Annotated in this window: 15 protein-coding genes and 2 pseudogenes; 15 read left to right on the forward strand and 2 right to left on the reverse strand. The window is 40.5% G+C overall.

Annotated features, from left to right (window positions below; all coding sequences use genetic code 11):
- Positions 1-320 (forward strand): SdpI family protein (locus OCV77_RS12165; protein ID WP_262575285.1); only part of this gene is annotated, 320 nt, incomplete at its 5' end.
- A 138-nt stretch (positions 321-458) separates the two neighbouring features.
- Here OCV77_RS12165 and OCV77_RS12170 read toward each other — a convergent pair.
- Positions 459-1,754 (reverse strand): tyrosine-type recombinase/integrase, encoded by a 1,296-nt coding sequence (locus tag OCV77_RS12170; protein WP_003505396.1) that lies wholly within the window; start codon positions 1,752-1,754, stop codon positions 459-461.
- Positions 1,755-1,840: 86 nt separating this feature from the next.
- Positions 1,841-2,470, reverse strand: coding sequence for a helix-turn-helix domain-containing protein (locus OCV77_RS12175; RefSeq protein WP_015530039.1), 630 nt, complete (start codon positions 2,468-2,470; stop codon positions 1,841-1,843).
- A gap of 174 nt (positions 2,471-2,644) precedes the next feature.
- On the opposite strand from OCV77_RS12175, the gene OCV77_RS12180 reads away from it, so the two are divergent.
- The 14 genes and pseudogenes from OCV77_RS12180 to OCV77_RS12245 all read left to right on the forward strand — a co-directional run bounded on the left by OCV77_RS12180 (position 2,645) and on the right by OCV77_RS12245 (position 13,077).
- A complete protein-coding gene (locus OCV77_RS12180; RefSeq protein ID WP_003505382.1) occupies positions 2,645-2,875 on the forward strand; it encodes a helix-turn-helix domain-containing protein in 231 nt (76 codons plus the stop codon).
- A gap of 144 nt (positions 2,876-3,019) precedes the next feature.
- Complete coding sequence (locus OCV77_RS12185; RefSeq protein WP_227222048.1) at positions 3,020-3,334, forward strand: DUF3847 domain-containing protein; 315 nt, start codon at positions 3,020-3,022, stop codon at positions 3,332-3,334.
- Complete coding sequence (locus OCV77_RS12190) at positions 3,334-3,639, forward strand: hypothetical protein (protein ID WP_005345966.1); 306 nt, start codon at positions 3,334-3,336, stop codon at positions 3,637-3,639. Before OCV77_RS12185 ends, OCV77_RS12190 begins: the two co-directional genes overlap by 1 nt.
- A complete protein-coding gene (locus tag OCV77_RS12195; protein ID WP_262575288.1) occupies positions 3,615-5,336 on the forward strand; it encodes a MobA/MobL family protein in 1,722 nt (573 codons plus the stop codon). Before OCV77_RS12190 ends, OCV77_RS12195 begins: the two co-directional genes overlap by 25 nt.
- Positions 5,314-6,024, forward strand: coding sequence for a DUF6040 family protein (locus OCV77_RS12200; protein WP_003505369.1), 711 nt, complete (start codon positions 5,314-5,316; stop codon positions 6,022-6,024). Before OCV77_RS12195 ends, OCV77_RS12200 begins: the two co-directional genes overlap by 23 nt.
- An 88-nt stretch (positions 6,025-6,112) precedes the next feature.
- Complete coding sequence (locus tag OCV77_RS12205; protein WP_154267578.1) at positions 6,113-6,706, forward strand: type IV toxin-antitoxin system AbiEi family antitoxin domain-containing protein; 594 nt, start codon at positions 6,113-6,115, stop codon at positions 6,704-6,706.
- A 55-nt stretch (positions 6,707-6,761) separates the two neighbouring features.
- Positions 6,762-6,980, forward strand: a complete 219-nt coding sequence (locus tag OCV77_RS12210; protein WP_262575290.1) for a response regulator — start codon at positions 6,762-6,764, stop codon at positions 6,978-6,980.
- A 132-nt stretch (positions 6,981-7,112) separates the two neighbouring features.
- A complete protein-coding gene (locus tag OCV77_RS12215; RefSeq protein ID WP_330417239.1) occupies positions 7,113-7,298 on the forward strand; it encodes a hypothetical protein in 186 nt (61 codons plus the stop codon).
- Between the two features lies 1 nt (position 7,299).
- Positions 7,300-7,638, forward strand: coding sequence for a nitrous oxide-stimulated promoter family protein (locus OCV77_RS12220; RefSeq protein WP_117527746.1), 339 nt, complete (start codon positions 7,300-7,302; stop codon positions 7,636-7,638).
- A 10-nt stretch (positions 7,639-7,648) separates the two neighbouring features.
- Positions 7,649-8,788, forward strand: a pseudogene (locus OCV77_RS12225) (ABC transporter transmembrane domain-containing protein); the annotation flags it as partial.
- A gap of 247 nt (positions 8,789-9,035) precedes the next feature.
- A complete protein-coding gene (locus OCV77_RS12230; protein WP_005946711.1) occupies positions 9,036-9,278 on the forward strand; it encodes a hypothetical protein in 243 nt (80 codons plus the stop codon).
- A 362-nt stretch (positions 9,279-9,640) separates the two neighbouring features.
- A complete protein-coding gene (gene tet(32) / locus OCV77_RS12235; RefSeq protein WP_002602099.1) occupies positions 9,641-11,560 on the forward strand; it encodes a tetracycline resistance ribosomal protection protein Tet(32) in 1,920 nt (639 codons plus the stop codon).
- Between the two features lie 81 nt (positions 11,561-11,641).
- A pseudogene (locus OCV77_RS12240) lies at positions 11,642-12,096 on the forward strand (helix-turn-helix domain-containing protein).
- A gap of 213 nt (positions 12,097-12,309) precedes the next feature.
- A complete protein-coding gene (locus OCV77_RS12245; protein WP_002602097.1) occupies positions 12,310-13,077 on the forward strand; it encodes a class I SAM-dependent methyltransferase in 768 nt (255 codons plus the stop codon).
- The last annotated feature ends 23 nt before the right edge of the window (positions 13,078-13,100 follow it).

The following is a 13,100-nucleotide window of genomic DNA, read 5'->3' on the forward strand; positions in this document are numbered from 1 at the left end:
GTTTTGGAAGATATTTTATGAAAAAGGCTCCAAAGGAAATAAATTCAGTATTTGGATATCGGACTTCGATGTCTATGAAGAACAAAGACACATGGGAATTTGCTCATAAATATTGTGGTAAAGTCTGGTATGTCTGTGGAATGGTTATGTTGCCGATAACAGTAATATTCATGCTTTTAGTGATTGGAAAAAATGAAGATTGTGTTGGGAGTATAGGAGGAATTATCTGTGGTGTTCAACTTATTCCTTTAATTGGGTCTATTCTACCAACAGAGATAGCATTAAAAAAGAATTTTGATAAGAATGGAACAAGACGATAAATTCCAGTTTGCCGAAATATATTTCTAACTTTCCCTATTTTACAGGCTTTCCAGCCTGTGCATTAGCGAAACGATATGTATTTTCCCTTATTTTTGCCCTTATGAGATAATCGTAAGGGAAATAAGGGAAAGTTTTATTTAGTCATTGCCTGCCACTTTATCAAGTAACCTTGCAGATTCCCGCTTGGCTTTTCTTGTAGAGTGTGCATAGACATTCATGGTGGTACTGACATCTGAGTGCCCTAACAGTTCCTGCACATCCTTTGGTGCTGCTCCATTTGCCAGAAGGTTGCTTGTGTAGGTGTGTCGCAACTGGTGAAAATGAAATCCTTCAAATCCATCCAGTTTCTGAGCAATCTTCCTGCAAACAATTCCTAACGTGCTTGGCAGTTCCAAACTTCCATCCGGTCTTAAGCAGACAAAGGATATTTCCTTATAATCTTCTGGAACATTCTCTGTTCCGTCCAGATGATAGAACTCATAGTAAACTCTGTTTTTGTCTTTTACTTCTCTGTAGTAGTTTTTATGGTAAAGTTCTCCGTACTGCATTCGGTTTTTAAGTTGTTCCTTTCGGGCATTGCGAAGAATCTCTGCCAGTGTATCTCCAAAATCAACAATCCTTACCTTTTTTCGTTTGGTTGGTCCGATGATATTCTTGTGCCTTGAACCATCATATCGGATACTGCGTCTGATTGTAAGGCACTGTTCTTCAAGATTCACATCCTGCCATGCCAGACCACAGGCTTCACCGATACGAAGTCCTGCATAATAAGCTATCTGGATTGGAAGTATTGCCGGTGGATTGTAATTCTGTAGAAATTCAATCAGTCTTTCATAATCCTCTCGTGGAATTGGCTGTATATCGCCATCCATGTCATCATCGGAAAACAGGTCAACCTCATCCGTCTGGTATTTCAGCTTAATATACTGCATGGGATTGAAAGTGATATATTGCTTTGGTGATACTGCAAATCGGAATGACTGCTGTAATACTGCCGAGAAAGAACGAATGTAATCTTTGCTGTAACCTTTTCTTTCTGAACCATCTGGATAAGTGCCACCAAAGGAAAGCAGATCGAAGAAGGCTTGTAAATGCTCAGATGTTACATTTTTCAACTTTCTCTCTGAAATTGGATGCTTCTTGATGTTGGTAATGGCACCGAGGTAATTCTGGACTGTCCCATTACTGAGCGTACCGGTCTTTAATTCTTCCTCTGCCCATATATCAAGTAATTCTCCAATTGTAATATTTTCCGACTTTGCAATGAATTTCTTGCTTTCGTAATCGTCCATTGCCTGACGGAGCAGTTTTTCCGTTTCACTTTTACTTTCTGTTCCAGCGTATTCTTTCTGAACCAGATTGCCGCTTGCATCTTCTACATAGAAGCGGTAGTACCATTTCTTTCCTTTTTTTCTTACAGATCCTTTTGCCATAATCGTGTGTCTCCTTTCGATATCAGACAATCGGAACTGATGAAATGCTTCTTGCGTGTAAGTATATCATAACTCCGGTTGTCGTTCTATACCGAATCGGAATCCTCATACAAAACTTCTGATAAAAGATTTTCAAGCCTTTGTTCTGCCATTTCCGGTTTCTTGGAATAAAGCCTTACGATATCTGCCATGTCGTTAAAGGCATTAACAGTGTGGGTGATCTCCCGGAGAAACATAATCTCGTTATATTCATCATTCGATTCAAACCCCATTACTTTTGCAATATCAGCTTCATTCGTGCTGCCCTTGTAATTCTTGCAGGCAAACTGGAATGATTCCAGAAACAGGTTATATTGCTTTAACATCAACAGCAGTAAATCTTTGGAAAAAGCATCTTCCTTTTTACTAAGGTCGAGAGGTAACTGTTTGAGAATATCGCCCATTGCATCACGAATCTGTAATTCTTTCTTATCCGTAATATCGGTTTCGTATTCATCGGTTTCCCCTTTGAGCCATTCAATAGATACATGAAGTGCTTCCGAAAGACCTTCCAGCACCATCTTTTTGGTATTGTCAATCGAACCATTCTCATAACGCAGGATTGTGGAAGCTGTAACTCCCATCTTCTCTGCAACATAAGGCTGTGTCAGATTTAATTCCAGACGACGCTGTTTTGCCCTGCTGCCTATCAGCTTGCGTAGTTCTTTATCTTTCATGCTGATTGCCTCCTTTTTCGGTATGTATGAATTATAGCATGTACCTCACATAATTGCAATATGCAATATAATAATTATTTTTAAAATTTCATAACGCTTGACAACACAATATAAAACCGCTATACTAACAGCACAACAAAAATTGCATAATGCAATTTATAAGGAGGTGACAAGATGACGGAAAGAAAGATTGCATTATCCATCGAGGAAGCAGCCGACTATACAGGAATTGGCAGAAACACTTTGAGAAAGCTGGTTGAATGGAAGAAGCTTCCGGTATTAAAGGTCGGAAGAAAAGTCCTTATTAAAACTGACATTCTGGAAAAGTTCATGGAAGCCAACGAGGGGCGTGATCTGAGGGATAAAGGAAATGTAAAAGCTGTCACAAGAAATGTGGCAACTTAAAAAGGCGGCTTCCTAAGAAACCGCCAAAGGTTCTATCAGACCGAAGCCATGATATACCTACACGCAAGAGGATTATACCATGTGCTTCTCCTGATATGCAACCGGGAACTGTTGTTTATCGGAAAAAGAAAGGATGAAGACGATATGGCGAAATCAACAAAGACTTATGAAGAAAGAATACGTGCATTAGAGAAAAAGGAACAGGAAAGCATTGAAGCTACAAAAAAGCTCATAGCACAGCGGAAGGAACTGGAAAAGAGAAAGAAAGCGGAAGAAGGTAAAAAACGAACCCACAGGCTCTGTCAGATTGGTGGCGCAGTGGAATCGGTTCTTGGCTGTCCGATTGAGGAGGAAGATTTACCAAAGTTGATAGGCTTCTTAAAAAGGCAGGAAACAAACGGAAAGTTTTTCTCAAAGGCGATGCAGAAAGAGCCACTTACAGATATGGAGGAAGTGTAATGGCGGAGGGAGTGGTTTTTCCATTCCCTTCATTGCCTTTGAATGAAGGGCGCACTTATGGACAACCAGAGGTCGTCCTTATAAGTTTGCCACAAGTGGCAACCGGTCTGCGCTTACGCTTGCCGGGCTCGTTCCGTCGGCGGGGCTTTCAGCCAGACCTGCTCATGCCGCAGGGGGCACTCTTGCGCAGAGGGCGTTCCGACAGCTTCACTTCTGCAAAACCAGAAGAAGATGCTGTCGGAAATCAATGCCGGATACGGCAGAAAGGGGGAATCGTATCATGGCGATATTTCACTTTACAGTAAAGATTGTCGGGCGCAGTAAAGGAAAATCTGTCATATCCGCATCGGCATATCTTAATGGAGATGTGATGAAGAATGAGGAAACAGGCAGAATCAGTTACTATACTTCCAAAAAGGAAGTCGTCTACACCAGTCTGATGATGTGCGAAAATGCACCTCCTGAATGGCTGCATGTACCGGAAGAAAATATAAAAAGGGTTCAACAGTCTATCCGTTATAAAAGAGCGGACGATAAAGAAGCCGCACTGGAAAAATTTAAAATCACATTTCAGAAACAGCGGTTATGGAATGAGGTCTTGAAGATAGAAAAAAATGCAGATGCACAGCTTGGACGCTCATTTGAATTTTCCTTACCGAAAGAATGGAGCAGACAGGAACAGATTGATTATACAACCGAATATATTCAAAAAACTTTCGTAGATAAGGGAATGTGTGCCGACTGGAGCATACACGATAAGGGTGATGGAAACCCACATGTGCATTTACTTGTAACCATGCGACCATTCAATCCGGATCATTCATGGGGCAGCAAAGAAGTCAAGGACTGGGATTTTGTCAGAGATACTGACGGAAATATCGTGGTTGATGAATCCCACCCGGACTGGTGGCAGGATAAGAAAAATCCTGACCGGCATGGAATCCGCATTCCGGTACTTGATGAAAACGGAGTACAGAAAGTCGGGGCAAGAAACAGAAAACAATGGAAACGGGTTCTGACCGATGCTACCGGCTGGAATGATCCAAAGAATTGTGAGTTATGGCGAAGCGAATGGGCTAGGATGTGTAACCGGCATTTATCCATAGACAATCAGATTGACCACCGCTCTTATGAAAGACAGGGCAAATTGAAAGTCCCTACGATTCATGAGGGTGCAGATGCAAGGAAGATTGAGGAAAAATATCTCACCGGGCAGATAAGGAAAGGTTCATGGAAGGTCGAGGAAAACCAGATGATAAAAAAACAAAATGCACTGCTGCAAAAGGTAATCACAACCTTTGGTAAGGTATCCGGTGCATTGTCAATATGGAAGGAGTGGTTGAATGACATTAGAAGAAAGCAAAGAAGTAATTCCCATGATGGAAGCAATGATTACACAGATAGAGGAACAGCAGAATATCATGGCAGAGATGCTTCAGGAGATACAGGAAAAGGACGAGAAGCTGATGTGCTTTCAGGAGCAGGAAGAACGATTGCAGCAATTAGAGAAAGAATTGTCAGAGCTGCTACAAATCTTACCGAATACAGAAGAACTGTTGATGCTTCTGGAAGAAAAGACAGACCAGATACAGAAACTCACAGACGAAAATCAGCAATGGCAGGAATTGGCACAGAAATTAAACAGCGAGAACCGGCTATTGCAGAAACAGAACAGCGAATTACTGAACTTGAACAGCAATTAGAGAAAGGAAGGTCGATTGATGAACGAATTAAGAAACTCAAAGAGCGACGATCAACTGGAAGAGTTGCTTCTGCTGACAGAGCAGATGCAGGAAGAACTCGACCAGAAAGACAGGACTATCCGGGAACTGAAAATGCAGCTCGACGAATCGCTGACCTTGAACGAGAGGTTAAACAGCGAGAACAGAGCAGGGAACATTCAAGCCTTAAAGAACGACTTGAGGAAAACAAAAGAATTGTTGCAGAGCGAGAAAGAGAAAACGCACGCTGCCGAAATCATGACAGAGGAATGTCAAGATAAGCTAAGGCAGGCAGAACAGGAACGGGACTATGCACTCTCTCATCAGAAAAAAGTAGAGATACCGGTTGAAAAGCCGGTACTCTATCAAAAGTGTGGGAACTGTAACCTGACAGCTTATCTGAAAGCCAAGGAAAAGTATGATACGCAGAGAGAAAAACTGGCAGGCAGATATAAAACAAAAACAGCCATGTATGAAGCATTGATGTTTCTGCTGATATGGTATTCCGTATCAACTACTCTTTTTCAGATGATACGGTCAAAAATATTTATTTCTGATTGCGTGGTATTCTTTGATACAATCGCCACTTTTATACAGACCATTGCAGGGTGGATTATACTGACAGGAAAGAACATGGCACAGATTAGTAATGGAATATCCAATCCTGTCGTTGCCGGAATTGTATATTGGCTGATAAGAATACTGATCTGCGGTGGATGTTTGGTGGGTGCTGGAATACTTGTAGCATTTATAGAGATAAAGATTGCAGAGTTATATAAGAAGTGCTGTTGGGATATGATTACCATAATGGTAATACTTATAAGCATGGCAACAGCTATCTACTTTGGGAAGTGGATAAAGACAACATTGCCAATCAATCTGCTATTTCTCTTATTATTCGTGCAACTGGTATATGTTGGAATCAGGTGGTATGTAAAGGGATGGCGAGAAACAAGGGGATATCATTAAAACAAAAATACCGATATTTTATTGGTACTATATGCCTTTACTTTCGTGCTAATATATATTATCATATTAGCATGAAAGGAGAATGCGTATGACTCAATTTGAACAATTAGATTTATTGCTGAATGAATATGGAGGAATAATTCAGACCTTTCAAGTTATAGATAATGGAATTAGTAAGCCTGTATTTTATTCTTATGTAAAAGAACGAGGATTGGACCAAGCTGCTCATGGTGTGTATGTATCACCAGATACATGGACAGATGCGATGTATATTTTGCATTTACGTTGTAGTCAGGCTGTGTTTTCTCATGAAACTGCATTGTTTTTCCACGATTTAACAAACAGAGAGCCTTTGAAATATACTATAACTGTAAGAACCGGGTATAATCCGAGCCGTTTGCAGGAAGACGGTTTTCAAGTGTATACAGTTAAAAAGGATTTACATGAAACAGGGATTACGATTATGCAGACACCATTTGGGCATTCAGTTCCGGTTTATGATATGGAGAGGACAATTTGTGATCTGCTTCGCAGCAGGAACAATATAGAAATGCAGGTCTTTCAGGATGCCTTAAAGCAATATGCCAGACGCAAAGATAAAAATTTGAGGACACTTATGAAATATGCATCCATGTTTCATGTTGAAAAGATATTAAGACCATATTTGGAGGTATTACTTTAGATGATAACAACAGCAAGGCAAATATCTTATAACGATAACGAAAGGACTATAATTCATGAGCAGAATACTTTTGTTGGAAGATGACACAATGATTGCTTCGGGGATTCTGTATGCACTTGAGTCAGAAGGTTATGAAACAAATCATGCCACACGTATAAAAGATGCCAGAAGTTTAATTGAACATTATAAGTTTGACCTGGCAATTATAGATATGCAGCTTCCGGATGGAACTGGATTTGATGTAAGTGAGATATTAAAAAACAATGGTGCCTGACACAATAAATCACAGCTTCCTGTAAAAGCGCAATCGAAAACAGTTGCAAATTGAAAGTGCAATCCAATATGGTTGCGAATAGAGTCATAAAATGTGAATTACATTGAAATTGATGTCTGAATATGATAGAAATTGGCACATGGAACTCACACGACAGGAATGGTAACGGTAGTCATGGCAATCGGCTTTATCTGCGTGAAGAATGTACCAATCGGAAGAATCTGTATCGCAGTTGTGTGGGTATGCCACCTGTTATACTTCTTCTTAAGAGTTAAGACAGAAAAGCCTGAAGCTGAAATGGCAGAAAGCGTAGAGTAAGATGGACAAAGTAGAAAAGAAACGGCAGAAAGAACAGTATGTCGTGGAAGAGATGATCCGGCTGTATTGCCGAAAAAAACATCCGAAAGAAAAAAGACAGGAAGGGCAGATGTGTCCTGACTGTCAAAAACTTTCGGATTATGCAAAACAAAGAAGTCAAAAGTGTCCATTCATGGAAGAAAAGACGTTTTGTGCGAATTGTAAGGTACATTGTTATAAGCCGGAGATGAGAGAACAGATCAGGCAGGTTATGCGGTTTTCAGGACCAAGGATGCTGTTGTATCATCCGGTGCTTGCTATCTGGCATCTGGTGTGTAGCAACAAAGAGAAGAAAAAGTAAGGAGTTACTTATGATTAAAACAAGACTGGTGGGGCTGTTGTCCCACGCAAAAAAGTATATCGTGTATACGATTTTGTGGCAGTGGGCAGCCCTCCTGTCGCAGGTATTGGCAGTCTTTTCTATCGCAGATTTACTGGAACGGGTAGTATACCGGGCAGTAACCGTACCGATCATTGAGCGGACAATACTGATTTTAGTTCTGGTTGTGGTGATCCGATTTATCTGTGAACGGATGGGAGCAAGGTCTTCCTATCTGGCGTGTGTGGATGTAAAGCGGATTCTGCGTGAAAAGATTTATGAGAAAATGTTAAAGCTGGGAGCTTCCTACAGTGAGCAGGTATCCTCTTCGGAGGTCGTACAGGTGTCAACTGAGGGTGTGGAGCAGTTGGAAACATACTTTGGAAAATATCTTCCACAATTATTTTACAGCCTGATCGCACCACTGACCTTATTTATCATTCTTTGCAGAGTGAGCCTGAAAGCGAGTGTGATCCTGCTGATTTGTGTACCGCTGATCCCGATTTCTATCGTGGTGGTACAGAAGATTGCAAAGAAATTACTGAATAAGTATTGGAGCATCTATACTGGACTGGGAGATTCGTTCCTTGAGAATTTACAGGGACTTACCACATTGAAGATTTATCAGGCAGACCAGCAGAAAGCAGACGAGATGGATGTGGAATCCCAGAACTTTCGTAAGATTACGATGAAGGTGCTGACCATGCAGCTCAATTCAACCAGCGTGATGGATATTGTGGCGTATGGTGGAGCTGCGATCGGTATGGCGGTTGCGGTATCTGAATTCTTAAAAGGAAATATCAGTGTAGCAGGAACGTTATGTATCGTTCTGCTTGCCAGCGAGTTTTTCCTGCCGCTCAGACTGCTTGGTTCATTCTTCCATATCGCAATGAATGGTATGGCAGCGAGTGATAAGATTTTCAAAATTTTAGATTTGCCGGAACCACAGGCTGGAGAAAAAACACTGCCGGATGGAGCGTTAGATGTTACATTAAAAGATGTGCACTTTTCTTATGAAGAGGACAGAGAGATTTTAAAAGGAATAGGCTTAAATCTTCCGGCAGGAAGTTTTGTATCACTGGTTGGTGAATCCGGATGTGGTAAGAGTACGATTGCCGGAATCCTTGCAGCAATGCTCATGTACGGTAAGGAAGCAAGCAACCGAAAACAAGAGATAGACCGCCAGCACTACACTATTCCGAACCAAAGACCAAAAGATAAGCATTGTGGGAAAATCTAAACTTTTGGATTTTCCTACAATGCCGACTACGGCGGAATCCTTCCCACTCCTTATATCTTTATTTCCGTATACATTGAATTTGTATTTAGTAAATGCTATAATGTCCCTATTCAAATTATAAATGTGTTGAATTAGTTACATGTACATATTTTTTGTGCCGCATAAATACCCTGTTGAGGTTGTCGTTCTTTGTCCAGATGTGGAAACAATAAAAGGAAGGGAACGATACAGGGAGAAAACAGGCTATTCCGGCTTTACGGTTGAAACCTTATACGATACATTTATGCAGACAACACCACGGATCGGCTTTTGGCTGGACAATTCCAACCAAACACCACAGCAGACAGCAGAAACCATTCTGAACGCCAGAAAGTCGGTATGATTGTTACATATAAGGGGAAGAAAAATTTCTTTTAGGTACTTTCTTTCCTAAAACTAATGTGATATAATAGCATCATTCCAAAAAAGGAGTAAAAAATATGCGGCAAGGTATTCTTAAATAAAACTATAATCAAATAGTGGGAACAAAGGATTATGATAGTCCCTTTTGTGGGGGCTTGGTTTTTTGTACCCAATTTAAGAATACTTTTGCCTTATCAATTTTGACATATCCGAAAAACAGCAATCACAAACAGGTGTATGCTGTATATGTGTATGTCCGCAAATTATAATCCCCAGTGGTAAAAGTATTTTACTGCTGGGGATTTTTATGCCCTTTTGGGGCTGTAAAAGGAGGACAATCACATGAAAATAATCAATATTGGAATTCTCGCCCATGTAGACGCAGGAAAAACAACATTGACGGAAAGCCTGCTGTACACCAGTGGAGCGATTGCGGAACAAGGAAACGTGGATAAAGGAACTACAAGAACAGACACTATGATTTTGGAACGGCAGCGCGGAATTACCATTCAGACAGCGGTTACTTCTTTTTGCTGGAATGATTATAAAATCAATATCGTGGACACTCCCGGTCATATGGATTTTTTAACCGAAGCATACCGCTCTTTATCTGTCCTTGACGGAGCTGTTTTAGTCATTTCGGCAAAAGACGGCGTACAGGCACAAACCCGTATATTATTCCATGCGCTTCAGAAAATGGACATTCCGACAATTATCTTTATAAATAAGATAGACCAAAATGGGATCGACCTGCGGCGTGTTTACCAAAGCATTAAAGATAAACTTACCAGTGATATGATTGTCATGCAGGAGGTTTCCCTGTCGCCAAAGATAACCATGACCGATATTTCTGATTTGGACAAATGGGATATGATTATTTCCGGAAGCGATGAACTATTAGAACGATATGTTGCAGAGGATTCTTTGGATATACAGGAATTACAATATGAAAAGTGCAAAAGAACCAGATGCTGCTCTTTGTTTCCTGTTTATCATGGGAGTGCAAAAGACAATTTAGGAACAGAAAAACTGATTGAAGCGATTACAGAAACTTTCATTACAGAAACAGACGATATTCAGTCTGAATTATGTGGATATGTTTTTAAGGTTGAGTATACAGAGCGGAAAAAACGGCTTTCTTATTTACGCCTGTATCATGGGACGCTCCATTTACGGGATACCCTGCTGCTGTCAAAAAAGGAAAAAATAAAGATTACAGAAATGTGTATTCCGTCAAATGGTGAAATCGTCCCGGTTGACCATGCCTGTCCGGGAGAAATTGTTATTTTAGCTGATGATACTTTGAAACTGAACGACATTCTGGGAAATGAAAAACTCCTGCCTCACAAAACACGGATTGATAATCCCATGCCATTACTTCGGACAACGGTAGAGCCGCAAAAGCCGGAGCAAAGGGAAGCCCTGTTAAATGCCCTCACAGAGATTGCTGATACAGACCCTCTTTTGCATTTTGACATTGATACTGTTACACATGAGATTATATTATCTTTTTTGGGAAAAGTACAGTTAGAAGTTATTTGTTCGCTATTAGAAGAAAAATATCATGTGGGCGTGGCTATGAAAGAGCCTTCGGTTATTTATCTGGAAAGACCGCAAAAAAAAGCGAGCTACACGATTCATATTGAAGTGCCGCCGAATCCGTTTTGGGCATCTATTGGTTTGACTGTAACACCGCTTCCTGTTGGAAGCGGAACACAATATAAAAGCGAGGTATCTCTCGGCTATTTAAACCAAAGTTTTCAAAATGCCGTCATGGAGGGTGTGCGTTATGGAATGGAGCAGGGCTTATATGGCTGGGGAGTGACAGACTGCCAAATTTGTTTTGATTATGGAGTTTATTACAGCCCGGTCAGCACCCCCGCTGATTTTCGTTTTCTTGCGCCTGTCGTGTTGGAGCAGGCATTGAAAAAAGCAGGAACACAACTGTTGGAACCATACCTTTCCTTTACCCTTTTTGCACCGCAGGAATATCTTTCACGGGCTTATAATGACGCACCAAAGTATTGCGCAATCATTGAATCAACCAGACTTGAAAAAGATGAAGTTATTTTTAAGGGGGAAATCCCTGCCCGTTGTATTGGTGAATATAGAAATGATTTGAATTTTTATACAAATGGAAGAAGTGTCTGCATTACAGAATTAAAAGGGTATCAGGAAACTTCCGGCGAGCCTGTGTTTCAGCCACGCCGCCCGAACAGCCGTTTAGACAAGATCCGGCATATGTTTCAGAAGATAATGTAACATCTTGCGCAATGCAAACGTTCATTGCTGGCTATTGCGAAATATCATTGATAAAATCAGCATCAGAGAGGAGGAACCATTTTGAACCAGAAACAGACGGATATTACAACAGGAAAGCAAATACGTCATCTGCGAACACAATCGGGAATGACACAGGAAGAACTGGCTGGGAAATTGAATGTTACCCGGCAGGCGCTATCGAATTGGGAGAGAGATGTTAATGAACCCGATTTAAATACGTTGAAAAAAATTTGTTTTCTTTTTGGAGTCCACATGGACGATTTTGCGAAGGAGGTAATAACAAAAATGGAAACATGTGAAAAAAAGAGAAACGACAATTTAATAAGTATGATATGGCAATTGGACTTTTTTATGGTGTCGGGATATTTCTTGGCATTGGTATTTTCTTTGTTGGCGGTTTTATGACAATGTCGGGTGCAGGGTGGGGAGCATCACTATTTGGCGGTGGCTGTTTTTCTCTTGTATTTGGCTTGATATGCCATGCAGTTATTACATTGAGAAGAAATGACAAATGATGACATATCCTGCTTTCTAGTCTTTTCGGTCATATCGCGTAAAAAAGCCGCTGCTTTTGGCTTTCCAATAGCGGCGGCAAAGGGAAATATCCTTTGAATACCTTACAGAAGAAAAGTTTTGCAGCATTATAAAAATAAAAGCCTATACCATTTTGGAAAGAAAAGATACATAATAGTCAAGACGGCAACAATCAGAAGTTATGGAGGGTAACAATGGAATATAGTAAGGAAGATTTAATGGAAGCAAAAAGGCAAATTTTGGGAGTGGGAGAGAACATGGGAACAGAGGAAAGCAAAAAGATCTGGGAGAAAAACGCACAATTTTGGGATGATGCAATGGGTGACGAATCCAATGAATTTCACAGAGAGGTAGTACGTCCCAAAGTAACGGAACTTCTCTCTCCTGATCCTTCGGATTACATTTTGGATATTGCGTGCGGCAATGGAAATTATTCTTCGTATCTTGCACAGAGAGGCGCTTCGGTCGTCGCTTTTGATTACAGCAAAAAAATGATAGAATTGGCTAAAAGACGGCGATCACAATATGCAAAACAAATTGAGTTTTGCGTAGCGGATGCGACCAATAGAGAAAGCTTATTAGGATTAAAAAGAAATCGAGCCTTTACGAAAGCAGTTTCTAATATGGCAATTATGGATATTACGGATATTGAACCGCTTTTTATGGCTGTTTATGAACTATTGGAGGAAAACGGGATTTTTGTCTTTGCAACGCAGCACCCTTGTTTTATCACATTGACTGAAAAATATATGACACCGCACAGTTACTATGATATAGCGATCGAAGGGCAGCCGGAGGAGCAGATTTATTATCATCGTTCCATACAAGATATTTTTAACCTTTGTTTCAGAGCTGGATTTGTCATTGATGGATTTTATGAAGAATGTTTCAAAAACAATAAAGAAATTCCTATGGTAATGATAGTAAGGCTTAAAAAGGTAAAACGTGATAGCTTAAAATAAATTCAAGTTTGCCGGATAAATAG

The sequence above is a fragment of the Suilimivivens aceti genome (genome assembly GCF_025567405.1).
GTDB lineage: Bacteria > Bacillota > Clostridia > Lachnospirales > Lachnospiraceae > Suilimivivens > Suilimivivens aceti.

Bases quoted from the DNA above. Each gene is read 5' to 3' on its own strand.
- OCV77_RS12170 (WP_003505396.1), bottom strand. From the start codon at position 1,754: ATGGCAAAAGGATCTGTAAGAAAAAAAGGAAAGAAATGGTACTACCGC.
- OCV77_RS12175 (WP_015530039.1), bottom strand. From the start codon at position 2,470: ATGAAAGATAAAGAACTACGCAAGCTGATAGGCAGCAGGGCAAAACAG.
- OCV77_RS12180 (WP_003505382.1), top strand. From the start codon at position 2,645: ATGACGGAAAGAAAGATTGCATTATCCATCGAGGAAGCAGCCGACTAT.
- OCV77_RS12185 (WP_227222048.1), top strand. From the start codon at position 3,020: ATGGCGAAATCAACAAAGACTTATGAAGAAAGAATACGTGCATTAGAG.
- OCV77_RS12190 (WP_005345966.1), top strand. From the start codon at position 3,334: ATGGCGGAGGGAGTGGTTTTTCCATTCCCTTCATTGCCTTTGAATGAA.
- OCV77_RS12195 (WP_262575288.1), top strand. From the start codon at position 3,615: ATGGCGATATTTCACTTTACAGTAAAGATTGTCGGGCGCAGTAAAGGA.
- OCV77_RS12200 (WP_003505369.1), top strand. From the start codon at position 5,314: ATGACAGAGGAATGTCAAGATAAGCTAAGGCAGGCAGAACAGGAACGG.
- OCV77_RS12205 (WP_154267578.1), top strand. From the start codon at position 6,113: ATGACTCAATTTGAACAATTAGATTTATTGCTGAATGAATATGGAGGA.
- OCV77_RS12210 (WP_262575290.1), top strand. From the start codon at position 6,762: ATGAGCAGAATACTTTTGTTGGAAGATGACACAATGATTGCTTCGGGG.
- OCV77_RS12220 (WP_117527746.1), top strand. From the start codon at position 7,300: ATGGACAAAGTAGAAAAGAAACGGCAGAAAGAACAGTATGTCGTGGAA.
- OCV77_RS12230 (WP_005946711.1), top strand. From the start codon at position 9,036: ATGTACATATTTTTTGTGCCGCATAAATACCCTGTTGAGGTTGTCGTT.
- OCV77_RS12245 (WP_002602097.1), top strand. From the start codon at position 12,310: ATGGAATATAGTAAGGAAGATTTAATGGAAGCAAAAAGGCAAATTTTG.